Source organism: Shewanella sp. Isolate7, assembly GCF_022398425.1.
In the GTDB taxonomy this organism is placed as follows: Bacteria; Pseudomonadota; Gammaproteobacteria; order Enterobacterales; family Shewanellaceae; genus Shewanella.
Map to the genome: position 1 here is coordinate 14754 of NZ_JAKEVJ010000018.1, position 14177 is coordinate 28930.

The window sequence follows — 14177 nt, forward strand, 5'->3', positions numbered from 1 at the left end:
ACTAGCATGAACATGAAGCAGGTCTATTTTACCGCCTTTAAGAGCATATTGATCAAGGAGGTGACCCGTTTCACCCGTATCTGGGTGCAGACCCTGGTGCCGCCGGCGATCTCTATGACTCTGTATTTCCTGATCTTCGGTAATCTGGTGGGTAAGCGCATCGGTGAGATGGGCGGCGTCAGCTACATGGAGTTTATCGCCCCCGGCCTCATCATGATGTCGGTGATCACCGCCTCCTACTCCAACGTGGCGTCATCCTTCTTCAGTGCCAAGTTTCAGCGCAACCTGGAGGAGCTGATCGTCGCGCCCGTGCCTCACTATGTGATGATTGCCGGTTACGTGGGCGGCGGTGTGGCTCGCGGCCTGTGTGTGGGTACCATAGTGACCCTGGTGGCCATGTTCTTCGTGGATATCAGTCTGCATCACGCCGGGCTGGTGGCCCTGACCGTGCTGCTGACCTCTATCCTGTTCGCCCTTGGTGGCCTCATCAATGCGGTCTTTGCCAAGAGCTATGACGACATCAGCATAGTCCCCACCTTCGTGCTGACGCCGCTGACCTACTTAGGCGGGGTCTTCTATTCGCTGACCCTGCTACCCAGCTTCTGGCAGGGGGTGTCACAGCTTAACCCTGTGGTCTATATGATTAACGTGTTCCGCTATGGCTTCCTGGGGTATGCCGACATAGGCATTGGCCTGTCGATTGCCGTCATGGTGGGCTTCTGCGCCGGCCTCTGGTTGCTGGCCTACTACCTGATCAGCCGCGGCATAGGCTTGAGAACCTAGTTGGTTCATGACAGACAAATCCAACTAAAAAGCCCCACATTGGTGGGGCTTTTTTATGGCTGTATTCTTTAATGCATGGCGTGCATCGACTAGCTATCTTCCAAATAGCGCACCATATCAAACAGCTGCGCCAGGCTGTCTGCGCCTATCTTGGCACTGCAGAAATGACCATTTTGGCAGGCATAGTCGCTGACCCATTGGACTATTCGTGAAAGGGCTATCTGCTCGTCCGAGGGGAGTAGAACGCCATCTTGGCAGTGATAACTCACGCCCTGGCTGTCGATAAGCAGCAGGGATTGGCCAAGCAGATGGTCGCGCTCATCGAGCCAGGCTTGCTCGCTATCTAACAGCATCAACTGCTTGTCGTTGGTGAGCTTGAGCAGTAAGGGCCAGTGGATAGTCATATTTGAGTCTGCTCTGGTGGCATCTCGACCTCGGGATGGTTCTGGTCGCAGCCCAGGTGGAAGTAGGCGCCGGGTTTGTCCTCTATGCCGTGGGCCAGTCCGAAGGCGTAGCCTTTGACATAGATAAACAGATACAGGGCGGCGTCTTTATCGTCGTCATAGGCTTTAAGCGTCTGCCGTAGCACTTGGTTAACCTGGTTTTGGTCTATGGTAAAGCCCATGTCGATGGCGAGCTTGGCACATACCAGAGGCGCTATCACCTCGCTTTGAGTCGTCAGGTATTGGGCATGGTCGATGAAGCTGTCGACGTTGATCTCTCTGGGGTCATCGGCAGGCGTGAAGAAGGTTTGGCGCAGATAGAATCCCAGCAGAAGCAGGCCGATGATGAGCAGGCTCAACTGGGTCTTGTTCATGGTGGCCTCGCGACTTAAGTTAGTGCTGCATGACTGAGGTCAATGCGGCAAGGCTTTCATCAAAGCTTTACGGCTCATGTTAGTGTTGCACTACCTGGGGCACGCCCCTGTCGGCCTGCTCCCTCTGCTCTTCCTGCTCCGGCGCCGTGATGCGCCGCTTATGTTGTTTTAGCATGAACATGGCGTCCTTGTTGAGCTTTATCAGGCCGTCGAAGTAGCTGTTCATCTCGTCGACTTTGGCGAGAAACTCGGGGTCGTCCTTGGCCTGCTTTTGCCAGTAGCGCTTGCGATCTAGCTTCTGTTTCTCGCTGGCCCTTAAGATCTCATAATAGCTGTTTTCCTGCTTGAGGCGGTAGACTTCCGCATCGATCAGCTGTAACAGCTTTTCCTGGGACAGGGTGCGCTTGTTGAGTAGCGCCTGCAGGGGGTCGAGCTTCTCCTTAGGCTTATCGCTGTCGATCTCAGTCGTGATGCCGAGTTGGTACTGAATATGGTGTTGCTTAAACTCTTTCGGACAGGAGGTCTGGCTGAAGACCACCTTATCGCCCTTGATACACTTATAGATGCTGCTGGCGTGACTCAGGCCGGGAAGCAGCAGGAGTGCGATGGCTAAGAGCAGTTTTCCCATGGAGCGATAATTCCTCTATCTGCGTCGAGTCTTGGGGTGGCGGCATCAATTGGGTGAGCGTCGCCGCGACGAGTGATTTCCCTGGTTCCTTGTTCATGTCGGCAAGCCCTGGCTTTTATAGGTCCTGGCTTTTATAGGCTCTGGCGAATACAGGCTATGGCTCATATCTTCAGCCTGTGTGCCACTGGCATGGACAGCTATTACTATGGCGCAACTCCTGGAATAACACCAGTATTTTGCATGACTTAGGTGGTTTTCACGGGTTTTTCAGAGGCGTAGAGATAAAAAACCGCGATGTGAGCGAATGTCACACCGCGGAGTTTGCTTGGGTGGGGTTATCTAAACCTTAAATCGGTTGCTGCTCCTAGCGGCTACACTCTTCGAGCAGGTAGGCCAGGTGGCGATAGGAGATGCCGCTGTGCTGGGTCAGACCCACTTCGCACATACGGTTGGCGTAGTAGCCCTCCTTGATGTCCACAGGGATCAGCTTCTTGATGTTGCGCAGGGCGCTGGCGTTGATCTCAGGCTTGTATAAGCCCTTCTCGCCGGCGTAACCACAACATTCAATTCCTTCCGGCAGCTTAACGCCGTTACTACACGCATCGGCCAGGGCCTGCATCTTAGGCTCGAGCTTCATCTTGCGGGCGCTACAGCCTAGGTGGAGCGCCACATTAACCTTCTTGGTGAAGGTGAGCTTAGGCAAGATCTTGTCGTGCATAAACTCGACCAGATCGGTGATCTCCACCTTAGGGTTACCCGTCAGGGTACGGTAGGTACAAGAGAGGGCATCTACCACCACCGGCACCTTACCGTTGTCGCTCAGTGCGCTGAGGGCGTCGATCAGCTCATCACGCTTGGCATCGGCGTTCTTGAAGTCACCCTTAGATTCCCACATCTGGCCGCAGCACAGGTGACGGGTGTTATCAGGAGTCACTACGTTGTAACCGGCGCGCTCCAGCAGGGTGACCACGACCTCAGGCAGGGTGCGGTTGTCGGGATCTTTCGGCGTCGGGCCGAAGGTGCGACCGCCACAGGCCGGGAAGTAGACTATCGTCTCCTTGTCTGGCGAGGCTGGGCTAGGCTTAGGCAGCTTGCCGCCCTTGGCGAAGTCTGGGTTCCAGTAAGGCACCTCTTTAGACACCATGCGGCCCACCTTCATCAGGCCGTTGGTGACGCTGTCACCTGTGACCTTGTGGATGATGTTGAGCACGTCGAAGCCTGTGCTGATCACCTGGTTGACGGCGCCGAAGTGTTTGGCCTGGAAGTCCAGTACCTTCTGCTCGGTCGTGGTGATGTATGGGGTTCTCAGCTTACGTACCAGCTGGCCCATGCTGTTGTCCACCGGACAGGCGATGGTACAGAGCTGACAGGCGGCGCAGGTGTCGACCACGTCATACTTGGCGGCGGCGCGCATCTCTTCGGCGGCCTGCTTGTCGCCAGCGGCCTCCAGGCGCGCGATTTCGCGCAGGGTGGCGATACGCTGACGCGGAGTAAAGTTAAGCGCCGAGGTCGGGCAGGTCTTCTCACAGAAGCCACACTCGATACATCTGTCCACATAGTCATCGACCACAGGGCAAGGCTTGATGTTCTTCACGTGCACGTTGGCATCGTCGTTGAGGATCACGCCTGGGTTAAGCAGGCCCTGGGGATCGAAGATCTGCTTGATGCGCTTCATCAGGGTGTAGGCATCGGCGCCCCATTCCATCTCGACGAAAGGTGCTACCGCGCGGCCTGTGCCGTGCTCCGCCTTCATGGAGCCGTCGTACTTGTCGATCACCATCTCGGCCACGTCTTGCATGAAGCCGTGGAAGCGCTCGATATCTGCCTGTGAGGCGAAGGTCGGTGTGATGATGAAGTGGAAGTTACCCGCCAGCGCGTGGCCGTAGATCACCCCTTCAGGGTAGCCATGCTTGTGGAACAGGGCGGTCAGATCGGTCGCCGCATTGGCCAGATGTTCCAGCTCGAAGGCCACGTCTTCGATGATCACCGAGGTGCCCTTTGGACGCTCGCCGCCGATGATGGGGAAGAGGCCAGAGCGCATCGCCCAGTACTTGCTGTAGACCTCTGGGTCACGGCTGAAGCTGATAGGGCGCTCGGTTTCGATATGGGCCAGCTTGGCGATCACGTCCTGGGTGTAGGCATCCAGGGTCGTTTCGTCGTTGGCGCGTGATTCGATCAGCAAGATGGCGGCGCCTTCCGGCAGCTCGCTCAACCAGTCTGGCATCCCTTTCTTGCCGGTCACCGCCTTGATAGATGCCCAGTCCAGCAGCTCGGCGGCCGCTACGCTGTCGCATTTGATCGGTGGAATGGCGCGGGCCGCATCTTCCATGTTGAAGAATACCGCCATGGCCGAGGCCTTGAACTTGGCCTCATCGACCGTGTTGTAGGTGACCTCTTCGACGAAGGCCAGGGTGCCCTCGGCGCCGACGATCAGGTGGTTGATCAGCTCGAAAGGATCCTCAAAGTCTACCAGGGCGTTAATGCTGTAGCCCGTGGTGTTCTTGATGGAGTATTTCTTGCGAATACGGTCGGCCAGTACCGGGTTGCTGCTGGTGAGCTGCGCCAGTTCGGTGAGCTCCTGCAGCAGTTGCTTGTGTGACTCGCGAAACGCTTCTTTTGAGCGCTCACAGCCTGTGTCCAGACGGGTACCGTCGGCAAACAGTAACTTGGCCGAGGCGATGGTCTGGTAGCTGTTTTGAGCCGTACCACAGCACATGCCCGAGGCGTTGTTAGAGACGATGCCACCCACCATGGCCGAGGCTAGGGTAGCCGGATCCGGCCCTATCTTCTTGTTGAACGGCTTGAGCGCCATGTTGGCATCGCTGCCGATGACGGCTGCGCCTAACGAAATTTGGTTGTGATCTTCGCTGACCGCGATCTTTCTAAAACCGTCGTGGCCGAGGATCAACAAGATGCCTTCGCCGATGGCCTGGCCTGACAGGCTGGTGCCTGCGGCGCGGAAAGTGACCGGGGCGTTATGGGCGCGGGCGACCTCTAGGGTGTCGCGGGCATCTTCGAGGGTTTCGGCGTGGACCACTACCTCTGGCACGATACGGAAGTAGCTGGCGTCGGTGGACCAGGCGAAACGACGTACGGCATCGTCCGATACCGCTTCTACACCAAGTTTTGCACGTAAATCTGCGACTACTGCTGAATAATTAATCGACATAACATTACTCTTTTATTTGACCCACAAAAAGGCGGGTTCATCACGTCCGCCTTTCTCGAGTTATCTGTTATAGACCGCCCCACAGGGTAGCGATAGTGCCTGCAATCAAGGCATAACCGAGCGCAACGGGCATGGTTTTACGGATAATTTCTGATTCGCGGCCTGCCATACCCACCACGGTAGCGGCGGCGACCACGTTCATGACACACATCATGTTACCTGCGTTGGCACCTATGCCTTGTAGGGCCAGGACTAACGCGTGGTTCATGCCGATGTTGTCGGCCACGCTGTACTGTAGGCCGGAGAACATCATGTTAGAGAAGGTGGCCGAGCCTGACAGGAAGGCACCGAAGATACCCACTATGGGTGACATCCAGGCCCAGATGGCGCCCATAGAACCGGCCAGCATGTCGGCCAGGGCAACAGGCATAGACTGTAGGCCCGCCTCGTTGGTGCCAGAGTTCAGGAAGATCTTCACCATAGGCACAGAGGCACCCAGGGAGATGATGGTCGGCAGCATAGACTTGCAAGAGACGGTGATCGACTCCTTGATGGCTGGCGACTTCATCTTGAAGAGCACGAAGCCCAGGATACACACCAGCACGAAGAAGGCGCCAGGGGCATACAGGGTCGCGAAACCGGCTTTTAGCTCGGTACCCAGCAGGTTAGTCCAGCTGATGTTAAAGCTGGTGAGCCAGGACTTGAGCGGCGCAACGGTGCGAGACAGTACCAGTAGGCCGGCCATGATGATGTAAGGCGTCCAGGCGGCAACCTGAGAGAACTGTGCCTTGGTTTCAATCTTAGCCTGAGTCTGGTTGTCGTTTTCGGCGAAATCGTTCCAAGGAGTCTTAGGTAGCAACAGACCCTTGCGCGCCACTGGGATCACCAGGGCCATACCGACTAGCGCACCGATAACCGATGGGAACTCAGGACCGGCGAAGTAGTTGATAAGCCAAGCGGGTACGGTAAAGGCGAGACCGGCAAACAGAGCAAACTTCCAAATTGCCAGACCCTCTTTGAAGGACTTGTTACGGCCGAAGAAGCCGGTGAGAACAGAAACCAGTACCAGTGGGATCAGGGTACCCGTCAGCAGATCGATAGTGATCATATGCAGGGCGATAAACTGGGCATAGTCGGCGAAGCTGGTGCCGTGCTGGGCAATCTGGTCGGCAGCCATGCTGACACCACCCTGCATCAGACCCTGTTCCATACCGAAGAGCACCGGCAGACCGATGGCGCCGAAGGAGACGCTGGTGGAGTCGGCGATAAGGGCTACCACGGCGGCGGCCACTGGCGGCACGCCTAGCAGTACCAGCAGCGGCGCGCCGATGGCGGCCGGAGTACCGAAACCGGCAGAGCCTTCGATAAACGAACCAAATAACCAACAGATGATGATCACCTGCACGCGGGCATCACCACTGATGTTGGTAAAGCCGGCGCGGATGGTGTCCATGGCACCCGAGTATTTCAGGGTGTTCAACAGGAACACGGCACCGAAGATGATGCTGAGTGGGGTCAGGGCCGAGAGTAGGCCTTCTACCACTGAGGCACCTAAGATGGTGGTATCCATCTGCCAGATAAAGACGGCGGCAAGGCCTGTCATTACCATGGAGATGGGCATGGCGCGAGATGCTGGCATCTTGAGTAGTACCAAAAATAGCATAACGCTGATTACAGGCGTCAAACTGGCGAGTAGTTGAAGTAGGGTCATGATTGCCTCTTACTGTCTTTACTTGGTTATTTTAGTTGTTGTTGATGCTGACTCGTCCGTTGCAGCATCTTGTGTTGTCGGAAGCTATTCCCAAATGGAATCCTTTCATCCTTGATGCGTAATAAACGCTAATTCACCAAATGCAAATATGATCTAGATCATTATGTGCCGATTATGTGAGATGGGGTTAGATGGGTGTGAACTTTGTCTGACCACTTAAACTGAAAGTGTGAGCGATATCACTGGTCGGAGCGGGCCTTTATAACCTTTTGAAAGTTACATGACGTTTTTTAGCTGAAAATGGGATTTTACTAAGAGTTATTACTCTAATTTGGTCTCAAAAGTGGAAATATCTGATCGGATAATTTCAGTTTAGAATCTAATCAGTTAGTGGTGGAAATTTGGCTTTAGTGATCCAGATCACCTTGTGAAACCTCTGTTGGAGCCTGTTATTTTTGGTAAATAGGTATTACCAGTTAATTTCAGTAGGTTAGCCAGAATGAATGCCGATTCGCTTGAAATGCATGTAAATGAATTGCAGGGGATCTGGATCCAGGTCACTTTATTGGCTTTCGCTCAAATAAGTAATTTTATTTCTGAAAATCATGGCATTTTCGGCCGACTGGCCGATCGACTTTGGTGCATTACCAGGGATTTAGCTGGCAAGGTTTAGAGCAAATTGCGGTGTTTTGGGGCAAATCTCAGGGTGAAAAAAGCGCTAAATATGAAATATCGCTTCCCCGTTGCTGAGTCGGAGAAGCGATTTTTAGGCGCTAACGTCCCTAAGTTTAGGGACGCTCGAAGGTTAAGTTATCAATAAGGCGAGTGCTGCCCATAAAGGCGGCGGCCAGGATCACCAGCTGCTTGTCGTCGTCGCTGGCTTCGCGCAGATCGGCGGCGTTGCGCACCGACAGGTAATCAGGCTTAAACCCAGCCTGGTGCAACTGCTCCTGAGCCTGGCGCACTACATTAGGGATGGCTTGACCCTGGGCGATCGCCTCGGCCATCTCATCCAGGGTGCGCTTAAGCTGAGCCGCCTGCTGCTTCTGAGACTCGCTGAGGTAGCCATTGCGTGAACTCATGGCTAGGCCAGAGCGCTCACGAATGGTATCGACACCGACGATCTCGATAGGCAGAGACAGATCTTCCACCATGGCCTTGATCACCATCAGCTGCTGGAAGTCCTTCTTGCCGAACAGGGCCACGTCTGGCTGCACTATGTTGAACAGCTTGCAGACTATGGTGGCGACGCCGCGAAAGTGCCCAGGGCGACTGGCGCCGCACAGCTCTTCTGACAGGCCTGGCACCTCGACAAAGGTCTGCTTATCCATCCCCTTGGGATAGATGATGGCCGGTGTCGGGGTAAACAACAGCTCGGCACCGGCGGCCTCGAGGGCGGCCTGATCGGCGGCCAGGGTGCGTGGATAGGCATCCAGATCTTCGTTCTGTCCAAACTGCATAGGGTTAACGAAGATGGAGACCACCACGTGATCGGCGCGTTTAAGCGCCTCGGTGACCAGGGTGATATGCCCCTGATGCAGATTGCCCATGGTGGGCACGAATGCCACTGTCTCGCCGGCTTGTTTCCACTGACGCACCTGGGTGCGGATCGCGGCGATATCTTGGGTGGTGTACATGTTACAGCAACCTTTCTTAGCTAAATGTATGCTCGGCGGCGGGGAAGACGCCAGTGTCGACCTCTTCGATATAGGCGCGAATGGCGCTGCGGATCTCGCCGGTCTGGGCCAGATAGTTCTTCGAGAAGCGTGGAATGTAGCCGCTGGAGATCCCCAGCACGTCGTGCATCACCAGGATCTGACCGTCGGTGTCGGCGCCTGCGCCAATGCCGATAACTGGAATGGTGAGGGCCTCTGTGATGCTCTTTGCCAGCGCGGCCGGGATACACTCGACTACCAATAGCTGGGCACCGGCCGCCTCGATCGCCTTAGCTTCATCTATGATGCGCTGGGCGTTGTCGGCGTCACGGCCCTGTACCTTGAAGCCGCCGAAGACATGCACAGATTGCGGGGTGAGTCCCAGGTGGGCACACACGGGAATGCCGCGCTCGGTCAGCTTAGTGACGGTTTCCAGCAGCCAGTGACCGCCTTCGAGTTTCACCATGTTGGCGCCAGCCTGCATCAGCGCGGTGGCATTGGTCATCGCCTGCTCTGGGGTGGCGTAGCTCATGAAGGGCATGTCGGCGATCAGCAGTGAACGCTTGATGCCACGACGCACACAACGGGTGTGGTAGGCGATATCTTCGACTGTGACCGGCAGGGTGTCGTCGTGTCCCTGCAATACCATGCCTAACGAGTCGCCCACCAGTAGGACGTCGATCCCTTCGCTGTCGAAGGCGCCCGCAAAGCTGGCATCATAGGCGGTGAGTGCAGTGAACTTCTTACCTTCCTGCTTGAATTTCAGCAGGGTAGAGCTGGTTATCTTAGACATAATGCTGGTCTTAACTTTGATTTAAAAAAGGGTTCTGCCTAGGCAGTAGTGTGCTTTATAAGCTAACTGGGGCCTAAGTTCAATGATCCGGGCCGAGTTGTTGAACTTGCCTCTTAAGTTCCTCGGTGATCAGTGAGCTGAGTTGGGTTCCGCAGGGGAGAATGAGCGTTGGCGCCAGATCTGACAGGGGAATTAATACGAAGCTACGGCTCTTCATGCCGTAGTGAGGCACCTTGAGGCGGGGGATATCCAGCTGCCAGTCGCCATAGAGGAGCAGGTCGAGATCTAAGGTTCTGGCCCCCCAGCGTACCTGGCGTACCCGGCCCTGCTCATTTTCGATCGCCTGTAGCGCATCGAGTAGCGCCAGCGGCGCGAGCGTGGTGGTAAAGCAGGCCACGGCGTTGAGGTAGTCGGGCTGGGGCACATCGCCCATGGGGGCGCTCTGGTAATAGGGGGAGACGCTCACCTGTCCGTCGCTTGCCAGGGCCTTCAGTGCCTGGCAGGCCTGATCCAGTTGGGCTTTAGGGGACGCGAGATTGGCCCCCAGTGCGACATAGACGGTTAGCATTATTCGGCTTTCGGTGTCTTCTTTGGGCTGCGACGACGGCGGTTATTGCGGTTGCGGCTACCCTTGTTGGTGCTGCGGGCGATGACGCTGCGCTGTTCTTCGCTGCCTTCGACGAAGCTCTTCCACCAGGCGGCCGTCTTGGCTAGGTTACCACCTTCGGCTTCCGCCCTCAGCAATAGCAGATCATAGGCGGCGCGGAACTTAGGATGCTCGATAAACTTGAAGGCACGTGTGCCCTGGTTTCGCTCGAACCTCAGTTGCAGCTGCCAGATATCCTTGGCCGGGGTACTGAAGCGACGGGGAATGCTGATGGTGCGGCACTGCTGCTCCATCACATCGCCCATGGCGGCGTAGAAGGCGTCGTATTGGCTCAGGCCACTCTCCAGGGCGATATCGTCGGCCCGTTGGCTGAGGGGATACCAGAGCATGGCGGCGTAGAAGAAGGCCGGTGTGACCGACTTATCTTGCTGTACCCGCTCGTCTGTGTTGCGCATGATCGCCTTGATCATCTTGTGGCTCGGCCCCTTGGGATCTTCTTCCAGCAGGTTATCCACCAGGGGAAAGAGGGGGGCAAACAGGCCAAAGTCGCGCATCATGGCGAAGTTATTTTGTGCCTGACCGGCGAAGAAGAGTTTGAGTACCTCTTCATACATGCGGGCGGCGGGAATATCTTTCAGCAGCGGTGCCAGCTCGGGGATCGGCTCGGCCGCGGCCTTGTCTATGTTCATCCCCAGCTTAGTGGCGAAACGTACGGCGCGCAGCATACGCACGGGATCTTCACGGTAGCGTTTCTGTGGGTCACCGATGAGACGCAGGGTGCGAGACTCGAGATCTTGCAGGCCTCCGCCATAGCTGTGGATGGAGAAGTCGCTGATATCGTAATAGAGGGCGTTGACCGTGAAGTCGCGGCGCTCGGCGTCTTCATCTATGGTGCCGTAGACGTTGTCGCGCAGCAGGCGACCCTCGGCGTTGATCTTAGAGATCTTCTCGCCGCTGTCCACGTGATGGCCTCTCAGGGTCGCGACCTCGATGACGTCGCGGCCGAAGACGATATGGGCCAGACGGAATCTGCGTCCCACCAGGCGGCAGTTACGAAATAGCTTCTTAATCTCTTCCGGCGTGGCGTTGGTGACCACGTCGAAATCCTTGGGCTCTAGACCGAGGAGGATGTCGCGCACGCCGCCGCCCACTAAATAGGCCTTAAAGCCAGATTTGTGTAGACGATAGAGTACCTTAATAGCGTTTTCGCTAATGTGCTTGCGAGAGATTGCATGATGTTTACGTGCAACTATCTCCAGGCTTAGTCCCTCTGGTGTGGTTTCTGTGGTGTTTTGATTGTCTTCAAAAAGCTGCTTACAGAATTGACTAATACGGCGAAAAATAGGACACCTCGAACTTGGATCTTGAGTCAGGGTTAAAATTAGGCCGCTATCATAACTCAATTATGGGTTAAAGAGTATACCCGGACTTAGCCTGTCAAATCGGGTTTCGTGACGGCGGTTAGGTTTATGGCCTTAGCGAACTTAAGCGCTTGGCGGAAGTATGATCTCCTGCTGGCGCGGGATTTGGCTCAGGTCAAACTGGCTGACGGCCTGGGTCAGCATGACCTCGACCCTGTCGGGGTCGCAGGGGGGCTGCCCGAGGAAGGCGAGCGCCGCATTGATGCTGGCCTGTGGCGCCTTAAGGTCGATGGCCGGGGCGTGATTCTGCTTCGAGAGTTTCATCCCGGGCTGGGCGCAGGCCAGCGGCAGGTGCAGCCACTTAGGCGTGTGTTCGCCAAAGAGGCTAAACAGGGTCGCCTGGCGGGCGCTGGAGGTGAGCAGGTCGGCGCCGCGCACCACCTCGGTAATGCCCTGAAAGGCATCGTCCATCACCACGGCCAGCTGGTAGGCGTAGAGACCATCGCGGCGCTTGATGATGAAGTCCTCTGCGGCAAACGCCGGCTCTACCTCTATTGCACCCAGTAGCTCATCGTTAAAGTGGGCGATGGCCAGGGTATTGCGAATACGTATGGCCCCCGAGTCGTGTTTTGGTGTGCGCTTCGCGCAGCGGCCATCATAGGTGCCGCCCATCGCCTGGATCTGTTTGCGAGTGCAATGGCAGTAGTAGGCCTTGTCCTGTGTCAGCAGGCTATCGAGGCGCGCCTGATAGGCCTCTAGGCGATCACTCTGATAGAGCACGGCGCCATCCCAATGCAGGCCATAGGCCTCTAGGGTCTTGAGGATGAGGTCGCTGGCGCCGGCTACCTCTCTGGGCGGGTCGATATCTTCGATACGCACCAGCCACCGACCCTGCTCGGCGCGGGCACGCAAATAGCTGCCAAGTGCGGCGATAAGGGAACCAAAGTGCAGCGGCCCGGAGGGCGAGGGGGCGAAGCGGCCGATATAGGCCTTGTCGTCTAGCTTAGGGTGATTGGGGGAGAGGGTTGGGTCTGCTTGGGGGCTCACGGCAAAACCTTTGTTAACACTATCTATAGCGCTGATTGGGGCGACTGGATACAAAAAAGCGGGGCTAAGCCCCGCTTCTCGCCAGATTAACCGGCCATCTGTTTCTCTTTGATCTCGGCGAGCGTCTTACAGTCGATACAAAGGTCGGCCGTCGGACGGGCTTCGAGACGGCGGATACCGATTTCGATACCGCATGAATCACAGAAACCGAAATCGTCGTCTTCGATCTTCTGCAATGTCTTTTCAATCTTCTTGATAAGCTTACGCTCTCTGTCACGGGCGCGTAGTTCAAGACTGAACTCCTCTTCCTGAGCCGCACGGTCGACAGGGTCTGGGAAGTTAGCCGCTTCATCTTGCATATGATTCAGGGTGCGATCCACTTCTTCACGGAGCTGACTACGCCAAGCATCGAGAATCTTTTTGAAGTGACCCAGTTGAGCGGTATTCATATATTCCTCACCCGGTTTTTCCTGGTAAGGATCTACACCTGCGATAGCGAGCACGCCAAGTTTTTTAGTGCCTTCAGGCATAACGCATCTCCTGTTAATCATTTGCGTTGTAGGGCGTCTTTTATTAAAGGCCGATATCTATATCAGAATCTGATATACCACGCAAATTTTTTAAGCTGCCATGAGTTTATCTTTAGACTATGTCCTCTATTACGTATTAATTCAACTTTTACCGTCTATTTACAACTTGACAGGGCAGGATTTAATCAGCCTGGCGGCGTTGGGCGATAGTTCGCAGCGGTAGGCGAGAATTTCTACCCCCGCCAGGTGCGCCTGAGCGAGCAGGTCGGCGTAGTCCGGATCGATGTGACGGGCGGCGGCCACCGAGGTAATGCCCGTGTGTTGCACCACAAATAGCAGCACCGCCCTGTGGCCAAGCTTGACCATCTCCATCAGCTCGCGCAGGTGTTTCTGACCACGTGTGGTCACCGCGTCCGGAAAATAGCCCTGACCCTGCTCTAATAAGGTACAACTTTTGACTTCTATATAGCAGGCGGGTTTGTCCTCGCTCTCCAGCAGCAGATCGATACGGCTGTTCTCGCTGCCATATTTGACCTCACGGCGCAGGCTGTTATAGCCGGTCAGCTCGCTGATCACCTCTGCCTCAATTGCCTCGGCCGCCAGGGCGTTAGCCCTTCCCGTGTTGATCCCTATGATGTGGCCCTCATCGGAGGCCGCCTGCTCCCAGGTGTGGGCATACTTACGCTTGGGATTATCTGAGGTCGAGAACCAGACGGGCTCGCCGGGAAATAGGCAGTTGCGCATCGAGCCCGTGTTGGGGCAGTGGATGGTGATCTCCGAGCCGTCGCTGAGCTGCACGTCGGCGAGGAAGCGCTTATAGCGTCTGAGTAACTTTCCCTGTTCAAATGCGGGGGTAAAAATCATCTTTTTGACCTTGTTGTTCTGCTTATATGTCTTTGGCTACGTCTTGGCTGAGCTTGGGCCTGTCTTGGGCCGGTTTGGGGCTCTAGGGCCTGTTTATCTTTCGCGTTCATTTTTGCAGCATTCTGTATCGCTTTTATACAAGGCAGAGCGATTGTAATGTAGTGTGCTACATCAATGAGCGATAACGCAGTAGAAAAATGATACAGACGCTG

Annotated in this window: 14 protein-coding genes; 2 read left to right on the forward strand and 12 right to left on the reverse strand. The window is 55.8% G+C overall.

All coding sequences use genetic code 11. The features are described from left to right. Window positions 1–12: 12 nt before the first annotated feature. Complete coding sequence (locus L1D47_RS06405; RefSeq protein WP_041510088.1) at window positions 13–783, forward strand: ABC transporter permease; 771 nt, start codon at window positions 13–15, stop codon at window positions 781–783. Between the two features lie 89 nt (window positions 784–872). Here L1D47_RS06405 and L1D47_RS06410 read toward each other — a convergent pair whose 3' ends face one another. From L1D47_RS06410 to L1D47_RS06430, 5 genes are all read right to left on the reverse strand, one after another. Then, complete coding sequence (locus L1D47_RS06410; protein WP_239883204.1) at window positions 873–1187, reverse strand: DUF4144 domain-containing protein; 315 nt, start codon at window positions 1185–1187, stop codon at window positions 873–875. Beyond that, window positions 1184–1600 carry a hypothetical protein gene (locus tag L1D47_RS06415; RefSeq protein ID WP_239883206.1) on the reverse strand — a complete coding sequence of 139 codons (417 nt, stop codon included), beginning with the start codon at window positions 1598–1600 and terminating at the stop codon, window positions 1184–1186. The genes L1D47_RS06410 and L1D47_RS06415 overlap by 4 nt, the downstream gene beginning before the upstream one ends. 79 nt (window positions 1601–1679) lie before the next feature. Then, window positions 1680–2228: a DUF4124 domain-containing protein gene (locus L1D47_RS06420; RefSeq protein WP_239883208.1), complete on the reverse strand. Its 549-nt coding sequence runs from the start codon at window positions 2226–2228 to the stop codon at window positions 1680–1682. 364 nt (window positions 2229–2592) lie between these two features. After that, window positions 2593–5397 carry an FAD-binding and (Fe-S)-binding domain-containing protein gene (locus L1D47_RS06425; protein WP_239883210.1) on the reverse strand — a complete coding sequence of 935 codons (2805 nt, stop codon included), beginning with the start codon at window positions 5395–5397 and terminating at the stop codon, window positions 2593–2595. A gap of 67 nt (window positions 5398–5464) precedes the next feature. Beyond that, the gene (locus L1D47_RS06430) at window positions 5465–7108 is read right to left on the reverse strand and encodes an L-lactate permease (RefSeq protein ID WP_052813742.1); all 1644 of its coding nucleotides are present in this window, start codon (window positions 7106–7108) and stop codon (window positions 5465–5467) included. Window positions 7109–7607: 499 nt separating this feature from the next. On the opposite strand from L1D47_RS06430, the gene L1D47_RS06435 reads away from it, so the two are divergent. Continuing rightward, a complete protein-coding gene (locus L1D47_RS06435; RefSeq protein WP_239883211.1) occupies window positions 7608–7781 on the forward strand; it encodes a hypothetical protein in 174 nt (57 codons plus the stop codon). 115 nt (window positions 7782–7896) lie between these two features. Here the strand turns inward: L1D47_RS06435 and panC are convergent, their stop codons facing one another. The 7 genes from panC to sfsA form a co-directional block, all read right to left on the reverse strand. After that, the gene (panC, locus tag L1D47_RS06440) at window positions 7897–8745 is read right to left on the reverse strand and encodes a pantoate--beta-alanine ligase (RefSeq protein ID WP_239883220.1); all 849 of its coding nucleotides are present in this window, start codon (window positions 8743–8745) and stop codon (window positions 7897–7899) included. Window positions 8746–8761: 16 nt separating this feature from the next. Continuing rightward, window positions 8762–9556: a 3-methyl-2-oxobutanoate hydroxymethyltransferase gene (panB, locus tag L1D47_RS06445; RefSeq protein ID WP_041510094.1), complete on the reverse strand. Its 795-nt coding sequence runs from the start codon at window positions 9554–9556 to the stop codon at window positions 8762–8764. A gap of 79 nt (window positions 9557–9635) precedes the next feature. After that, window positions 9636–10124, reverse strand: a complete 489-nt coding sequence (folK, locus tag L1D47_RS06450; RefSeq protein ID WP_239883222.1) for a 2-amino-4-hydroxy-6-hydroxymethyldihydropteridine diphosphokinase — start codon at window positions 10122–10124, stop codon at window positions 9636–9638. Then, window positions 10124–11566: a polynucleotide adenylyltransferase PcnB gene (gene pcnB / locus L1D47_RS06455; protein WP_052813743.1), complete on the reverse strand. Its 1443-nt coding sequence runs from the start codon at window positions 11564–11566 to the stop codon at window positions 10124–10126. The genes folK and pcnB overlap by 1 nt, the downstream gene beginning before the upstream one ends. 81 nt (window positions 11567–11647) lie before the next feature. After that, window positions 11648–12571 (reverse strand): tRNA glutamyl-Q(34) synthetase GluQRS, encoded by a 924-nt coding sequence (gene gluQRS, locus L1D47_RS06460; protein ID WP_239883223.1) that lies wholly within the window; start codon window positions 12569–12571, stop codon window positions 11648–11650. Window positions 12572–12657: 86 nt separating this feature from the next. After that, window positions 12658–13101 (reverse strand): RNA polymerase-binding protein DksA, encoded by a 444-nt coding sequence (dksA, locus tag L1D47_RS06465; RefSeq protein WP_011866925.1) that lies wholly within the window; start codon window positions 13099–13101, stop codon window positions 12658–12660. 159 nt (window positions 13102–13260) lie between these two features. Beyond that, on the reverse strand, window positions 13261–13965 hold the full coding sequence (sfsA, locus tag L1D47_RS06470; RefSeq protein WP_239883229.1) for a DNA/RNA nuclease SfsA: 705 nt from the start codon (window positions 13963–13965) through the stop codon (window positions 13261–13263). Between the last annotated feature and the right edge of the window lie 212 nt (window positions 13966–14177).